Source organism: Paenibacillus sp. GL_099_B, from assembly GCF_057835695.1.
On sequence record NZ_CM174430.1, the window covers coordinates 3,868,942 to 3,882,593 of the forward strand.

The 13,652-nt window shown below is 40.9% G+C and carries 11 protein-coding genes; 2 read left to right on the plus strand and 9 right to left on the minus strand.

What is annotated here, in order from left to right:
* Positions 1–9: 9 nt before the first annotated feature.
* The 5 genes from AC3ITG_RS17535 to AC3ITG_RS17555 all read right to left on the minus strand — a co-directional run bounded on the left by AC3ITG_RS17535 (position 10) and on the right by AC3ITG_RS17555 (position 6,521).
* Positions 10–1,671 carry a response regulator gene (locus tag AC3ITG_RS17535; protein ID WP_489250826.1) on the minus strand — a complete coding sequence of 554 codons (1,662 nt, stop codon included), beginning with the start codon at positions 1,669–1,671 and terminating at the stop codon, positions 10–12.
* Positions 1,668–3,347 (minus strand): sensor histidine kinase, encoded by a 1,680-nt coding sequence (locus tag AC3ITG_RS17540; RefSeq protein ID WP_489250827.1) that lies wholly within the window; start codon positions 3,345–3,347, stop codon positions 1,668–1,670. The genes AC3ITG_RS17535 and AC3ITG_RS17540 overlap by 4 nt, the downstream gene beginning before the upstream one ends.
* A 553-nt stretch (positions 3,348–3,900) precedes the next feature.
* The gene (locus AC3ITG_RS17545; protein WP_413371777.1) at positions 3,901–4,338 is read right to left on the minus strand and encodes a nucleoside 2-deoxyribosyltransferase; all 438 of its coding nucleotides are present in this window, start codon (positions 4,336–4,338) and stop codon (positions 3,901–3,903) included.
* A 66-nt stretch (positions 4,339–4,404) separates the two neighbouring features.
* Positions 4,405–5,205, minus strand: coding sequence for a Cof-type HAD-IIB family hydrolase (locus AC3ITG_RS17550; RefSeq protein ID WP_413371778.1), 801 nt, complete (start codon positions 5,203–5,205; stop codon positions 4,405–4,407).
* A 572-nt stretch (positions 5,206–5,777) separates the two neighbouring features.
* The gene (locus AC3ITG_RS17555; RefSeq protein ID WP_413371779.1) at positions 5,778–6,521 is read right to left on the minus strand and encodes an SDR family NAD(P)-dependent oxidoreductase; all 744 of its coding nucleotides are present in this window, start codon (positions 6,519–6,521) and stop codon (positions 5,778–5,780) included.
* 216 nt (positions 6,522–6,737) lie between these two features.
* Here AC3ITG_RS17555 and AC3ITG_RS17560 point away from each other — a divergent pair, with 216 nt between their 5' ends.
* The gene (locus AC3ITG_RS17560) at positions 6,738–7,871 is read left to right on the plus strand and encodes a LuxR C-terminal-related transcriptional regulator (RefSeq protein ID WP_489250828.1); all 1,134 of its coding nucleotides are present in this window, start codon (positions 6,738–6,740) and stop codon (positions 7,869–7,871) included.
* On the opposite strand, the gene AC3ITG_RS17565 is transcribed toward AC3ITG_RS17560, so the two are convergent.
* The gene (locus tag AC3ITG_RS17565) at positions 7,860–9,167 is read right to left on the minus strand and encodes a sensor histidine kinase (protein ID WP_489250829.1); all 1,308 of its coding nucleotides are present in this window, start codon (positions 9,165–9,167) and stop codon (positions 7,860–7,862) included. The two genes, AC3ITG_RS17560 and AC3ITG_RS17565, sit on opposite strands and share 12 nt — an antisense overlap.
* Positions 9,142–9,855 carry a response regulator transcription factor gene (locus AC3ITG_RS17570; protein ID WP_489250830.1) on the minus strand — a complete coding sequence of 238 codons (714 nt, stop codon included), beginning with the start codon at positions 9,853–9,855 and terminating at the stop codon, positions 9,142–9,144. The genes AC3ITG_RS17565 and AC3ITG_RS17570 overlap by 26 nt, the downstream gene beginning before the upstream one ends.
* Before the next feature lie 332 nt (positions 9,856–10,187).
* Here AC3ITG_RS17570 and AC3ITG_RS17575 point away from each other — a divergent pair, with 332 nt between their 5' ends.
* On the plus strand, positions 10,188–10,688 hold the full coding sequence (locus AC3ITG_RS17575) for a DedA family protein (RefSeq protein WP_489250831.1): 501 nt from the start codon (positions 10,188–10,190) through the stop codon (positions 10,686–10,688).
* Between the two features lie 877 nt (positions 10,689–11,565).
* Here the strand turns inward: AC3ITG_RS17575 and AC3ITG_RS17580 are convergent.
* The gene (locus AC3ITG_RS17580) at positions 11,566–12,774 is read right to left on the minus strand and encodes a CynX/NimT family MFS transporter (protein WP_413371784.1); all 1,209 of its coding nucleotides are present in this window, start codon (positions 12,772–12,774) and stop codon (positions 11,566–11,568) included.
* A complete protein-coding gene (locus tag AC3ITG_RS17585; protein ID WP_413371785.1) occupies positions 12,771–13,463 on the minus strand; it encodes a FadR/GntR family transcriptional regulator in 693 nt (230 codons plus the stop codon). The genes AC3ITG_RS17580 and AC3ITG_RS17585 overlap by 4 nt, the downstream gene beginning before the upstream one ends.
* Positions 13,464–13,652 lie beyond the last annotated feature (189 nt).

Sequence of the window (13,652 nt, forward strand, 5' to 3'; positions counted from 1 at the left end):
TCTTACGAATTATGATTGCTTATGAGCAAGATCTAAAGGTTGACTGATCTTCCCCGTACTATATAGCTTGAATTCGGATGGGGTCATATTGGTATGCTTCTTGAAAATTTCGCTAAAATAACGCCGATGCTCATATCCTAATTCCCTTGCAATCTCCTGTACCTGATAATCATCGATCAGCATCTCTTTAGCCTTTTCCATTCTCTGATGGATCACGAATTGCTGAAATGAAATATTCAGTACTTTTTTAAATAAATTCGAAAAATATCCGGGACTTAAATTGAACTGCTTTGCACAATAATCAAGAGATAAATTTAAATTTAAATTGGCACATATGTAATCCTTCGCCTGATAGATCAACTTAGTTGATTCATCCGAGCGTTCCTGCTCAATCCAAGAACACGCTTCAAGACAGAGTTCTCTCACCGTATCCCGCATAATCTGAAATGTAATTACACCTGTACGCTTCACATGGTTCCATTGTTCTTCAAGTCTCTTCACGCGATCGGGCGGGAATTGTTCTAACATGACTCGACATATTTTGGATGACAATTCATAGCATAGATTGTCGACTTGTTGCGGTTTGGGAAGAGGATCTCGCTGCAATAGATCATTGAAGATTTGCTCTAGGATAAGCCGACATTTTTCCCGATTGCCCGAGCGTAGAGCCATGAGAAACTCGTGCTCAGTTGACGCAGTATAATTAAGCAGTGTTTTCTCGTCTTCGGATATGCCTGAATAACTGTTAACACCATTACCATCTGAATAGAAATGATAGGCCAGAGCACTTAAAGCTTGCTCATATGAATCCGGTAATTCATCGATAGAAGTAACACAACTACCAATACCAATTGAGATGGTAGAGTTCGTGAATTGATAAATATTCAACCTGCATGCTTCAGAAATTTGCTCTGCCATTATCATATCTTCACAATTAATTAAACAGACGAATCGATTTAACGCTTCGCTAAAAACAACACCTCCACTTATAAAAGCTGCGATGGTTTCCTCCAAAATATTTCGAAGGCTGAACCTGATCAATTCGACTTCCCGTGCAGGTTGTGCTTTATATTTGTCCATGAAACGGTCTAGCTCTACGATAAAGAGGTTGAAATTTTGAGGGGCAAGTTGAATGCCGAGTGTTTGCCATTTCTGAAAAGCAGCGACAGCATTCGTCCTGTGATGAACAAGCAAGGACAAATACTCCTGCTGCAATACCGGTAAACTCTTCCTTACCTGTTGCTCCATTTCAATTGCCTTACTCTGGCCCTGCCGTTCTTCTTCGAATGCAGCCTTTGCTTTCAACACGACCTGAATGATTTCATCTATAGAGAAAGGTTTCTTTACAAAATCAAATGCACCTAAACGAATCGCTTGTCTTGTAAATGAGAAGTCGGTATACGCGCTGAGAATGACAATTTTCGTGGAGGGAGCGCTTACGAGAATTTCCTGCGTCATGGCCAACCCATCCTTTTTGGGCATCCGTATGTCTGTAAGAACAATATCAGGTTTGGTTTCTTTCACCAGTCGAATACCCTCCTCACCATCGAGGGCCGTACCAACCACTTCAATGTGATGTTCTCCCCAAGGCGGCTTCTGAGAAATCATATCGACTACACTTCGAATATCATCAATAATGCATAATTTAATCCGTTGGGGTTCATTTATCATGATTCAACTTCTCCTTTTCTAATCGGAATCCAAATGTCAGTTCTCGATCCTTTGCCAGGAAGGCTGCAGAGTTCGATTCGCGCTTCTTCTCCATAAAACAGGTTGAGCCGATTCACGATATTGTTCAGAGCATAACCCTTCTTGGAGACTGGCGGTTGCAACATCGCTTGACTTACCATCGCCGCATTCATGCCCACACCATTATCCTCAATAGTCAGATGAACCAAATTGTTTTGCCTGTCCACCTGTAAATGAATCTGACCTCCGAAAGTAATGTCCTTAAAGCCATGTTGGATACTATTTTCCACAATCGGCTGCAAGAGAATCTTTGGCAAAAGGCAGTTCAGCACAGATTCATCCAGTACGGTAACTTCAAGCTCAAACAGCCCTTCATAGCATTTTTGTTGAATCAGACAATACTGCTCTGCGTGCAACAATTCATCTTGGAGCGTGTTCCAGTCCTTCCCTCCGCTCAAGCCAAGCTGAAACATCTGGGACAAGGATAGAATCATCTCATTGACTTCCTCATTTTCCCCCAGGACTGATTTGCAATAGATCGTATTAAGAGTGTTATACAAAAAGTGTGGTTCCATTTGCGCAGTTAAAGCTCGCATCTCTGCCTTACGTTTTCCGGATTCGCTCAACTTTACATCATCGATGAGTCGGTTAATTTCATCCAACATGCGGTTGAACTGGAATCCGACCTGAGCAACTTCGTCGGAGGAACGGCTGGTAAAGCGAACATTCAGACGGTTATTCTCTACTTCACGCATAAGTCGCTGAAGTTTATATAGGGGATTTAGCAACAGCGCCGTTAGTTTATTGGTTAAAAGGCTAGTGAACAGCAGGAAGAAAAGCATAATATACAGGGTGGTACGCTTTACTCCGTTCATTTGTTCAAGCAGTGTATCCTTCTGTTGAATACCGAACAGGCTCCAATCTTTGACTACTGTTGATCTTGTGTAATTAACCAAGTAATCGGTTTCATCGAACTTATGAAAGAAAGAGCCCTGATTACTCTCAGATACATTGTACAAGAAGGGTTTATCTTTCATTAGATTATGGCTGGATGACCATGAAGTCCGGATTACTTCCTCGCCTTTGGAATCGATTACAAAATAATCGCTATCATCATTTGAAGAATGTTTGTTAACCAGCCCAATTAATCCACTCTCATTAACATTCACGACAATAAATACATTTGTGTTGGGGACATTCTCTTGAGTTCCCTTTGTAACAAATGAAATGGCACGCTTGTTCCCAGTAAAAAGCTTATCCGTATGCCCTTTTATCCACTTCCCACCATAATTCTCAATCATATCGTAATACATACTGGATTCATAAAAGGACTGTGTCTGAGAACGTCTTTGTGAAATGGGATAAAAATCTCCAATGGGCGTAGCAATAAGTATGCTTTCGATTAGAGGTTCGTTGAAATAAACCTGTGAAAACACATATTGGAGCTCGGACAAATGCACATAGTAATTAGAGATATCGTTACTCTGTACATCCAGCATCATATCCTTGAAGGCATAACTAAAGGTCAGTGAACGAATGGAGTTGGAAATCCCCGTTAATTTGTCGTCCAGAATTTGAGTCGTTTTGTTTACGGTTTCTTGACTAGTCTCAAATGCGTTCTTCTGGAGCTCCTTGGATGCAATCCAATAAGTTGTCATGCCCACTGCCCCGATTGCAAGCGTTATCATAGTGATGATAGATAAGCGAATTCTCTGTTTGAAGGAGCTGCTGTAAATCAAACGATTGAATTTGTCGGTGATACGATCTGCCCACAGTCGTCTCATAAATTTCCATATCAACCTCTCTTGAAAATAAAAGAAGTCTTGCCGAGATTAGACTAATCTATTTGCGAATCATTTTAGTCATTTTACATTAAAATATCAATTTAGCAATAGATTGTTCATATCGATAAGGATTAATTATAAATGGTCCGCAACCGGAATAACTCCTGAACTATGGCCAAAATGTTGCCCAGCTCCGAATTTCACATCAGTATCTTTCGCCACAAGATCTTTGTATAACTCTTTGTTTAGCCCGGCGTAACCCCACTCTCGTTCGATCAAAGCTTTCCCTCTATTGTGCAGTGAACGCCTTGATAAGCTCTTTCTTGATTGCTGGTCCGTCCGTTCATCACATTTTCTATTTTTTTTGAATACTTGTTACTATAGGCGATGAGATATGTCTATGTTGAGTCTTCTACAGCAATCATATCTACACTGTTTTCGTTTTTGATTTTAAATAGTTTTGTGCCTGATCTAATTGTCCTTTGAGTTCTTCCACATTATGACAAACAACTGAAGAATTCATCAACATGAGTTGTCCCCATTGATTGATATTGAATTCACCTTCAAGTAGACAAAAGATAGGTTTCTTATGCGCATAAGCATAACCAATCTCCCAAAAGGCATCACTTAAATTCAAGTCATTGTTGTTTAAAACAGCGACAAACATATCACATTCTTCTATCGCCTTAACTGCAAATTTGAACATTTCATCTCCACTTTTTGAGTGTACAGATTGAGTTTCTATGTCTCTATGCGGTAGATGTGTGGTTAAGAAGTGTGCTTCCATAATCGTATTTAACTGTTCCAACTTCCGTCGTTCCTCAGAAGTAAGTACAGAGCCTGACAAATATACATTTTTACGCAAATATCCCACGCTCCTTTTCACATGCTTCGTCATATAGTAATTTCTATTTGAATGTTTAGAGCAGTCCTACTGTAAATCCATCATTTTTTGAATGGTTGTAAGAACGCCGTTTTCTTCATTAGATTTTGTGATGAAACTTGCTGCTTTTTTGGTGTTCTCGCAAGCATTGCTAACAGCAAAGCTGTATTTAGCAATTGCCATCAGTTCAACATCGTTTTCTCCATCACCGAACGACATCGTTTCCTCCGGGGTCACCCCCAGCATATCCTGTAATTTTTTTACCGTTTCACCTTTATGGGTATGAAGAGCAGTAATATCCAGCCATCTGGCTTCAGAGTCGACAATATAGATTTGGCCATTTAACGTTTGTTCTACATGTTTTCTAAGCATTGTGCTTCTGCCTTGTGTATCAAATACGGTTATTTTGATAAAATCACTATCGATTTCGGAGAAGGATTCCATTTTTATGACTTGTTCATAAGAGCCCTTAACTACGTTGTACATATCATCAGAGATAGAGGAATGTACGTATGCTGCATCGCTTGCACATACAATGATTGTCATTTGGGGATCAAAACCTTGAATTTCTTCAATGGCTCGCAGAACGAGTGTGCGATCAATGCTAAACTCTTTGACGACTTTTCCATCTTTCTTGATTCTGGCCGCGCTATCTCCAAGAATCCAAATTCCTTTCCCATGGTCACCAAACAACTTTTCTACTCGTTCACACTGTTTTCCCGTGCAGGCAACAAACGTTATTCCTTTCTTTTGCATTTCTTCATACACTTCATTAAAAAGTTCAATATCAAACGAACCTTGATTATTCAAAAATGTTCCGTCCAGATCAGTTACTACGAGTCTAATCATTTAAAATCCTCCGAATTCAAGTTGGATTTATTATTGGGTTCTTTGTTGGATACAGGTTTACTCATCTTTAAAATAGTTTTCGTCTTTATAAAGCGTGCTTATTAAGTGTCCATGGCAATTCCTTTAGCTATTCAAAGAGATCATTAATTGATCGAATTGGCTTCACTTCAATAGGCTCACTCGACAATTTCAAAGTCGCATAAACCCCAATCCAAATGATAGCTGCTAAAATTATATATACCATGACTCTCACCTCCCGTATCTAAATGCAAAAAAAATCATCCCATATTCATTGAGTATGATGAATACAAGCAGATTTAGTAAAACACGCACTTAGAGCCTAGATCCTTCTAATGTGGTCAGCTCTTTCTGTAACCCTCTTTATAAAACAACTTTATAAAGTCAGTATGCAGGAAACTTTAATGCTCTGTCAAAGGGTAATTAAGGAATCTTCTATAGGCTACGCCGTATGTAAAAGAAAACCTCTAAATCAATGAAGAAGTCTTCAATGATTAGAGGTTTATTTCGATTTGTTAATCTGTTTTCAGATACCATCTTTTATCTGACCAAAATTAATGTGCGGTATAACCTCCATCAACAAGCAAGGTCGTACCATTCACGAAACTAGCATCATCGCTGGCTAAAAACAACACAGCTTTTGCTACTTCTTCTGGTCGGCCAAGTCTGCCCTGTGGATGAAGTGAAGTTAAATATTCTTTGCTTTTTTCATCTACGTTCTTCAACAGAGGCGTTTCAATGTATCCAGGACATACCGCGTTGACCCGGATTCCCTTGCTTGCATACGCAGTACATAAATTCTGAGTTAACAGTTTAACGCCTCCTTTTGCCGAGGCATAAGCTGTTGTTTTAGGCAATGCAACAAAGCTGTGTATCGACCCAGCATTAACAATAACTCCGCCATTTCCTTGCTTAAGGAACTGCTCAATAGCATATTTATCGGAAAGAAATACACCTGACAAGTTAATATCGATCGTTCGTTTCCATTTATCATATGACAATACATCAGCGGTTTCGTCATCGGCAACCCCTGCATTTGCATACATAATATCCAGCTTACCGTATTTCTCAACAGTTTCATTAATCATGTGCTTAATATCTTCTTCTTTAGTCACATCTGTTTTGACAAATAACGTATCATGACCTTCCCCGTTGAGTTCGGCAGCTAGTTCTTTACCATGTTCAGAGAAGTCAGCAATGACCACTTTTGCTCCTTCTTTTGCGAAAAGGCGAACGGTGGCTTCACCAATCCCACTAGCACCACCTGTAACAATAGCTACTTTTTCATGTAATTTCATAAGATTCAACCGCTCCATTTCATCATCAGTTATATATCCATATTTTGCCCATTCATTAAGATCTTATCAATCCTAATTGGACTCAAAAGACTCAAGAACTTGTACTCCTCAATATTACTCCTTTAATTTTGAAATACTATCCTATAAAGTTCTGTGTAATAATGGATTGTATACCCCCCATTTGTAGGGTATTTCATTTGAAGGGAACGGCTTATTATGACACAAAATTTTCATCCATATACTGAAATGACTTTTCAGGAATTTGTATTATTTTTCAAAACGCATAGTAAACAGCTCGAAGAAAACACAAACATTTACCTGATCGCGGAAGCTAATATCTCTGAGACACATCGGAACGAAACGGAAGTACTGATGAGATCTTTTTTCCAGATGTTTACTTATTCAGACTTGGATCATATGGATAATCATTATTCTTCTTATTTGGATACCTGGGTTCAATCCCAGCTAACTATTTTAAATATGGCAAGCTTACAATGGCTTCAAATTATATTGGAAAAAGCTTTGCTGACACTATTAATCCAATTGAAACATCAGCGGATGATGGACCCGCTCATGTTCCTGTTATCTGTCTTTTCGTATCTGATGCATAGCTTTCATAAGTGGGCTGATACGGAGTCTGGTAATCATGAAACGGAGGAAAATGACGAATTAAAAAGGCTGCGTTTGCTGGACCAATTAAGCCAACTCCTAGTCAGTTCTTCCGGAGCTTCAGATCTTGCCTTTATCCTGAAAAAATGTGAGAAGTATTTCAATTATAAACGTTGTGTCTTCTATGCATATGTACCTTGGTCCAACCAGTTCTATGGGGTCATTGGCGAAGAACTTCCGAAAATTCAGAGTATGAAAGGACAATTGACCGAGCAAAATCTAATCTTCAACTCTAAAAGACCGATCTATTTGAAAAATCCAAAACCTTATCTAAGGGACGAGCATATCCAGTTATTTCAGTTGTCTTCGATTATATTTATACCGATTGCCCACGAGCATCAATTGTATGGCTGGGTAACTTTTGACCAAATGGGAGATTCATTTGATTGCACGAAGGCTGAGCTGGATTTGCTTGAACAAGTGGGAAAAAGGATTGGTTTGTTTTTATCTAGGAAAGAGAAGGAAAACACCGCCAAAACGATGGCCATCGCTTTAACAGAAAGAGAGGCAACCGTTCTCGAACTTCTGGCGGAAGGTTATGATAACAAGAAAATCGCTTCCTTGTTGTTCCTCAGCGAGTATACAGTGAGAGATTACGTAAGCAGCTTGATGACCAAGCTACGTGCAAAAAATCGGACACAAGTCGTTGCCTATGCTTTCCGTTGGGGATTATTGAGTTAGTATGGGTAAATGCACAATAACATTGAATTGATCGCCGTGAATCTCGACTTTGATCTGCCCTCCATGCAACTCAACGATGCTTTTCACAATAGCCAGACCTAGTCCCGATCCCTCTGTCTGGCGGGATTCGTCTGCTCTTTTGAAACGTTCGAACAGTTCTTCCGCATCAAAATCAATCTCATAGGCAGAGGTGTTTTGAATTTTGAATCTTACCAGATCATCAGTCTCGTCCAAATAAATATAGATTCGGGTTCCTGGAAGCGAATATTTCTGCGCGTTGCTAATTAAATTTTCGAATACACGCCATATTTTATTACCGTCCAAATGCGCATGGATCGGGAACTTGGCAATCCTCTCCCGCATTTCGAGCGACTCCTGTACCATATGAGTGTTGGATTCCGCTATCGCTTGTGTCAATAACGTTGCCACATCGACGTACTCCATATCCAGCTCTATTGTACCGCTGGCCATCTTAGAGATATCGAACAGGTCTTCAATTAACAGTTTCAGTCGAAGCGACTTGCGCTCCAGCGTTTCAATATAGCCTCGGGTTGTCTCCGAAGAATGATTTTCTTTTTTTAATAAATCGACATAGTTGATAATCGAAGTAAGCGGAGTCTTCAAATCATGCGATACGTTGGTTATCAGTTCCGTTTTTAACCGCTCGCTTTTCATTTGATGTTCCAATGCGCTTTGGTACCCGGCTTTCATATTGTTAATATAGCCAGCAAGTTCAGATAGGGAATCGTTTCCGGCAGTATCTTGAATTGAATTCTGAATATTCCCTTCGGATATCTTTTTACTTCCATTGATGATGGCGATGAAACGTCTAAGCTTGGAGAGCATATAAGGAACCACAAACAGCACAAATAGCAACAAATAAAGGATGAGCCATCCCTCACCGTAATATGTGACTGCCTCCCAAAAACAAATACCGGTTAATGCAATCAGCAGAAACATAATAATGAGGCCAAACGTTAGTCTCCCGTTTTGCAGACTGGCTCTAAAACCGGTTCTCCAAATATAAAAGTAATCTAGCAACACACTGCCATCCCAGAAGGTACGTTTATTATGAGGCGCCTTAAAATAACGAAACAGTCTGGCTACCAACAAACCCAAGATAATAATGGAAAGCAGTTCCAAAATAAAACGTGAAGTTGAAAATCTCAGACCCACCCCCAAGTATGAATACTCGTTAATAAGTAAGAAGATCCCTAAAATAACTGCGATGATGAGGACAAGAGGGTCAATTCCAATCGTTCGATCCGCTTTACTTTTTCTCGATTTTGTATCCAATTCCCCATACCACCTTCAAATATTTTGGGTCTTTAGGATTGATCTCAATTTTTTCACGAATGTTTCTCACATGTACGGCAACCGTATTCTCTGAAGCAAAAACCGGCTCATTCCACACGCGTTCATAAATTTCTTCAATGGAGAAAACTCTGCCCTTGTTCTCCATCAACAGCTCCAAAATTTTGTATTCCTTCGCGGTCAGTCTAACGTCCGCTCCATCCACCTCAACAGTTTTCGAGCTTTTGTTCAACACGAGTCCTTTTACTTGAATGATCTCTTCCCCGATGGAGTGAAAGGAACCTAAATTCGTAAACCGGCGTAGCTGAGATCGGACTCTAGCGACCAGTTCCAAGGGATTAAACGGTTTCGTTATATAATCGTCAGCTCCAACGTTGAGTCCCAAAATCTTGTCACTATCCTCCGATTTGGCGGAAAGCATAATGATCGGTATATTTTTATCTTCACGAATTTTAAATGTCGTCTTGATTCCATCAAGCTGCGGCATCATGATGTCCATGATAATAAGATGAATCGTTTCTTGTTCAAGGATCTCCAGTGCCTCCAATCCGTTAGAGGCCGTAAATACATCTACATCATTGCTTTTTAAGTAAATAACGAGAGCTTCTCGAATTTCCGGCTCATCGTCTACAACAAGAATCTTATTTATTTCCATATTTCTCACCTTCATCGCGTAATTGCTCCTACAACTCTACAATACTTTCTGCGGAGGCACCAGTTATGTAAAGCGAATACATTTTTCCATTTTCGATTCATCAGATCATCATACACAATCTACATGAAAAATCTCTGTTATAAAAACGAAGGAATTTATGAAGTTTTTATACATCGATAGATAAGTGATTGAGACCTTAGTGAATCTCATGGCCAATGTTTATCCAATATGGTCATGCGGTTCATTTTTTTTCACTGCAACTTCTTTAGATTTTCTTTAGAAATACTCTAATCAATTCCTTATTTTTTCTCGTTAAGATACATCTATCCACATGAGGAGTTGAAAAAATGATTGTTCATAACGTGCTAGATCTTGTCCATCAGTATGGTTACCTTTTCTTTTTTCTCGCCTTCTCCCTAGGCCCATTCGGAATCCCAATTCCTAATGAAGTAACCATTCTTACCAGTGCCGTTCTAAGTCGCTCGGGTTTTATCAATCACTGGGCTGCCTATATCAGTATTCTGATTGGTCTGATAACAGCGATCACGATTGCTTATTTTACAGGCAAATTATTCGGCCACAAATTTAAGAATAAATTCTCACACAATAAGCACTATCTCATAGCCGAATCCATTTTAAGAAAAAGAGGCCATGTAGCGATGTGTATCGGAATGTTTATCCCGGTTGTGCGTTATTTCATGCCTTTGCTCATTGGAGTGAGCGGTATTCATTATACAAAATTTGCTCTTATAACATACTCCAGCGCTCTATTCTGGACGATCACTTTTTTTTGTTTAGGAAATTTCTTTGGAATCCCAATCTTATCAATGCTGGAGGACATACAATGAAATCAAAACACAAAAGTTTTATTATTTGAAATGGATCAGACGATGCGCAGTATTTTTCAAAATGAATAAAAATTTATTATTGAAAAATTAAATTTGTACCTCTGAATATTCCCTTCGCATACGTTTATGTGTGTCCTAAAAAAAGAAAACTCCTTTGTAATTTCTCAAACTGCATTCGAGGGTAAATAAAAAACCAGTGAATGAATTAAAATTTCACTGGTTTTACATTCTCATTTTGTTTACACGGATTCCTTCAATACATAGGAAACCTAAGGTTACCGGCACCATTCATGAAAAAGAATATCTGAAAAGCCCATAGTAAAGAGGTCCGATCATGATAACTAATGTTATTAACATCCAAACTCTTTTCACCCCAATCGGTAACTCCTCTAGTATTTCTTGACCTTCATAATCCTTTAGGAGCATCGTGAATGATATATCCCACAAAAGAGCTGCCACTGTAACAATTTTCCAGAATATAGGAGTTAGAATAGTGGTTTCCGTAACGAACCCTAACAACCCAATCCATGTAATGACAGATACGACGAAATCTATTTTGCTAAGTTTTGATTTATACTTTCCTTTTAATAAAAATGCGAGAGATGCTGTTCCTAGCAATCCAAGATACATCGTCCATAAAAAGTAAATCACTTACATTCCTCATTTTTGTATTTTTTTTATAAATTTCATTTCTCCTTTTATACCTTTTGCATTATAGCCAATCATTTTCGCAATTGATATATTAAAATACTTCCATATATAGGTGCTATTCCGCTATCTGCTCACGGCCTACCCTGATAGACTTGAGCTACAAATCTCATACTGCCTCTGCCGTGGCATTCGGCGCGTTTCACAAGCTCTGCTTATTCTTCTTTCCTTATACCGTGCGATTTCTGGAGGCGCCCAAGCCAGACAGGAGCAGCAGAGCACTAACGACAAGCAGCAGCAACAGCGGGGAGTTCCAGCTTGCCGTGATGTCATGAAGCAAACCGAACAAGATCGGTCCGGTTGCTGCCAGCAAATATCCTACGGATTGCGACATGCCAGACAAAGAAACTGTATCGTGGGCATCTTTCGTACGTAAACTTAAAAAGATCATGGCCAAGCTGAACGCACATCCCCCACCAATTCCGAGTAAAACTGTCCATAACGAAATGAGAGCATTTCCCCCAAAGTAAAGGCCTCCCAATGAAACAAACAACAGGATAGTCATTATGATGACCAGTAAACGTTGGTTCTTCATGCGTCCCGCAACAATCGGCACGATGAACGCTACGGGCAGCGCAGCAGTTTGAAACAGCGATAGCATCCAACCGGCGCTGTCTTCACTCAATCCCCGGCTTGTCATGATTTCTGGCAACCAAGCGACTAAAACATAGAAAAAGAGAGACTGCATCCCCATAAAAATCGTAACCATCCATGCCAGAGGCGAACGCCACAGACTTCGGCGCTTGGACGCACCACTTGTTGCCGCTACGGCAGACCCCCTACTCGCCCGTGCCTGAGGCAACCAGAACAGCGCGGCCAACAAAACGAGTACGCCCCAAATGCCAAGCGCGCCATTCCAGCCGAAACCGAGGTCGCGGGCGACCGGAATACTGACACCGGATGCAATCGCCCCGGATAAATTCATCGACACGGAGTACACACCGGTCATGAGGCCGACTTGATGAGCAAAATCACGTTTGACCAGACTTGGAATGAGCACGTTGCACACCGCAATCGATAGCCCAATCAAAGCAGTGCCTGCAAACAAAGAAGCTGTTGCGGCCAACGAACGGATCGCGATACCTACTATGAGTAAAACCAACGCATAAAGAAGGGTTCGTTCCACCCCAAAACGGCGTGCCAGAATGGGGGCGAACGGCGAGAGCAACGCGAAAGCAAGCAACGGCAGCGTAGTGAGCAGACCTGCCGTAGCATTTGACAGTCCGAGGGATTCGCGAATCGAGCCGATCAATGGGCCTACCGATGTTAACGGCGACCGCATAATCATTGCAATCAGGACGATGCCGAGGATAATTGGCCAAGCCAACGACAACGGTTTCTTCCCAATCGTTGACTTTGTATCGCTTAGTACGCTCATGGCTGCTCGTCTCCTTTGACCTCAAGAACAGCTTTCGATTCCGCAATATGACGGTGAACCGCTGCCACGGCACGATCGGCATCTTGATCAACAATCGCTTCAACCAGTTGCCGGTGCATCTCCTTGAAACTCGCTTCGATTTCATAACGAGTCAAGCTGATAATCGTATCTTGTGATGCGTCCGCGATATGATTGTATAATTCGATCAAGATTTCATTATGAGACGCCGCGATGATGCCTTGGTGTAGATGGATATCCTCCGTTACAATACCATCCATGTCACCGCGTGCTGCCGCCCCCTCCCAGCGTTCCAATTGGAGAAGAAGTTCGCGCGCCTCGTCGTCCGTTCTGCGCTGTGCGGCAAGATGGGCTCCCTCGCGCTCGAGCGCATGCCGGACTTCCAATGTCTGCATCGTGTCGGAGCGCATGATTCGTTTATGTAGCACAACTCCCAGCACGCTCGAAGAGCAGACGTACGTCCCGTCCCCTTGCTTCGTCTTCAAGAGTCCTGAGTGGACCAACGCCCGAATGGCTTCCCTCAATGTATTGCGGCTAACATTCAACTCGACCATCAATTCCGGTTCAGCCGGAATACGCATCCCGACAGCCCACTTGCCAGATTCGATCTGTCTTTCCATTTGCAATGCGACTTGCTCGACCAGCGTCAGCCGATTTGTTTTCTGAAGCATACGTAAGCCCTCATTTCATCAAACGTAGGATGTTTGGTTAATAGGTACTTTAACACACTTATATCCTCTAGGCAACTCCTTGCCTAAAAACAGCCTATGAGTATTCAGGTCAAGAACAAAGTTCCATAAAAACAAAAAAACCGCTAAAATAGCGGTTTTCTTCAATGAGTTTTCGTAAGAGATCTTTGC

Bases quoted from the DNA above. Each gene is read 5' to 3' on its own strand.
- AC3ITG_RS17585 (WP_413371785.1), bottom strand. From the start codon at position 13,463: ATGCTTCAGAAAACAAATCGGCTGACGCTGGTCGAGCAAGTCGCATTG.
- AC3ITG_RS17580 (WP_413371784.1), bottom strand. From the start codon at position 12,774: ATGAGCGTACTAAGCGATACAAAGTCAACGATTGGGAAGAAACCGTTG.
- AC3ITG_RS17570 (WP_489250830.1), bottom strand. From the start codon at position 9,855: ATGAAGGTGAGAAATATGGAAATAAATAAGATTCTTGTTGTAGACGAT.
- AC3ITG_RS17575 (WP_489250831.1), top strand. From the start codon at position 10,188: ATGATTGTTCATAACGTGCTAGATCTTGTCCATCAGTATGGTTACCTT.
- AC3ITG_RS17560 (WP_489250828.1), top strand. From the start codon at position 6,738: ATGACACAAAATTTTCATCCATATACTGAAATGACTTTTCAGGAATTT.
- AC3ITG_RS17535 (WP_489250826.1), bottom strand. From the start codon at position 1,671: ATGATAAATGAACCCCAACGGATTAAATTATGCATTATTGATGATATT.
- AC3ITG_RS17550 (WP_413371778.1), bottom strand. From the start codon at position 5,205: ATGATTAGACTCGTAGTAACTGATCTGGACGGAACATTTTTGAATAAT.
- AC3ITG_RS17555 (WP_413371779.1), bottom strand. From the start codon at position 6,521: ATGAAATTACATGAAAAAGTAGCTATTGTTACAGGTGGTGCTAGTGGG.
- AC3ITG_RS17540 (WP_489250827.1), bottom strand. From the start codon at position 3,347: ATGACAACTTATTGGATTGCATCCAAGGAGCTCCAGAAGAACGCATTT.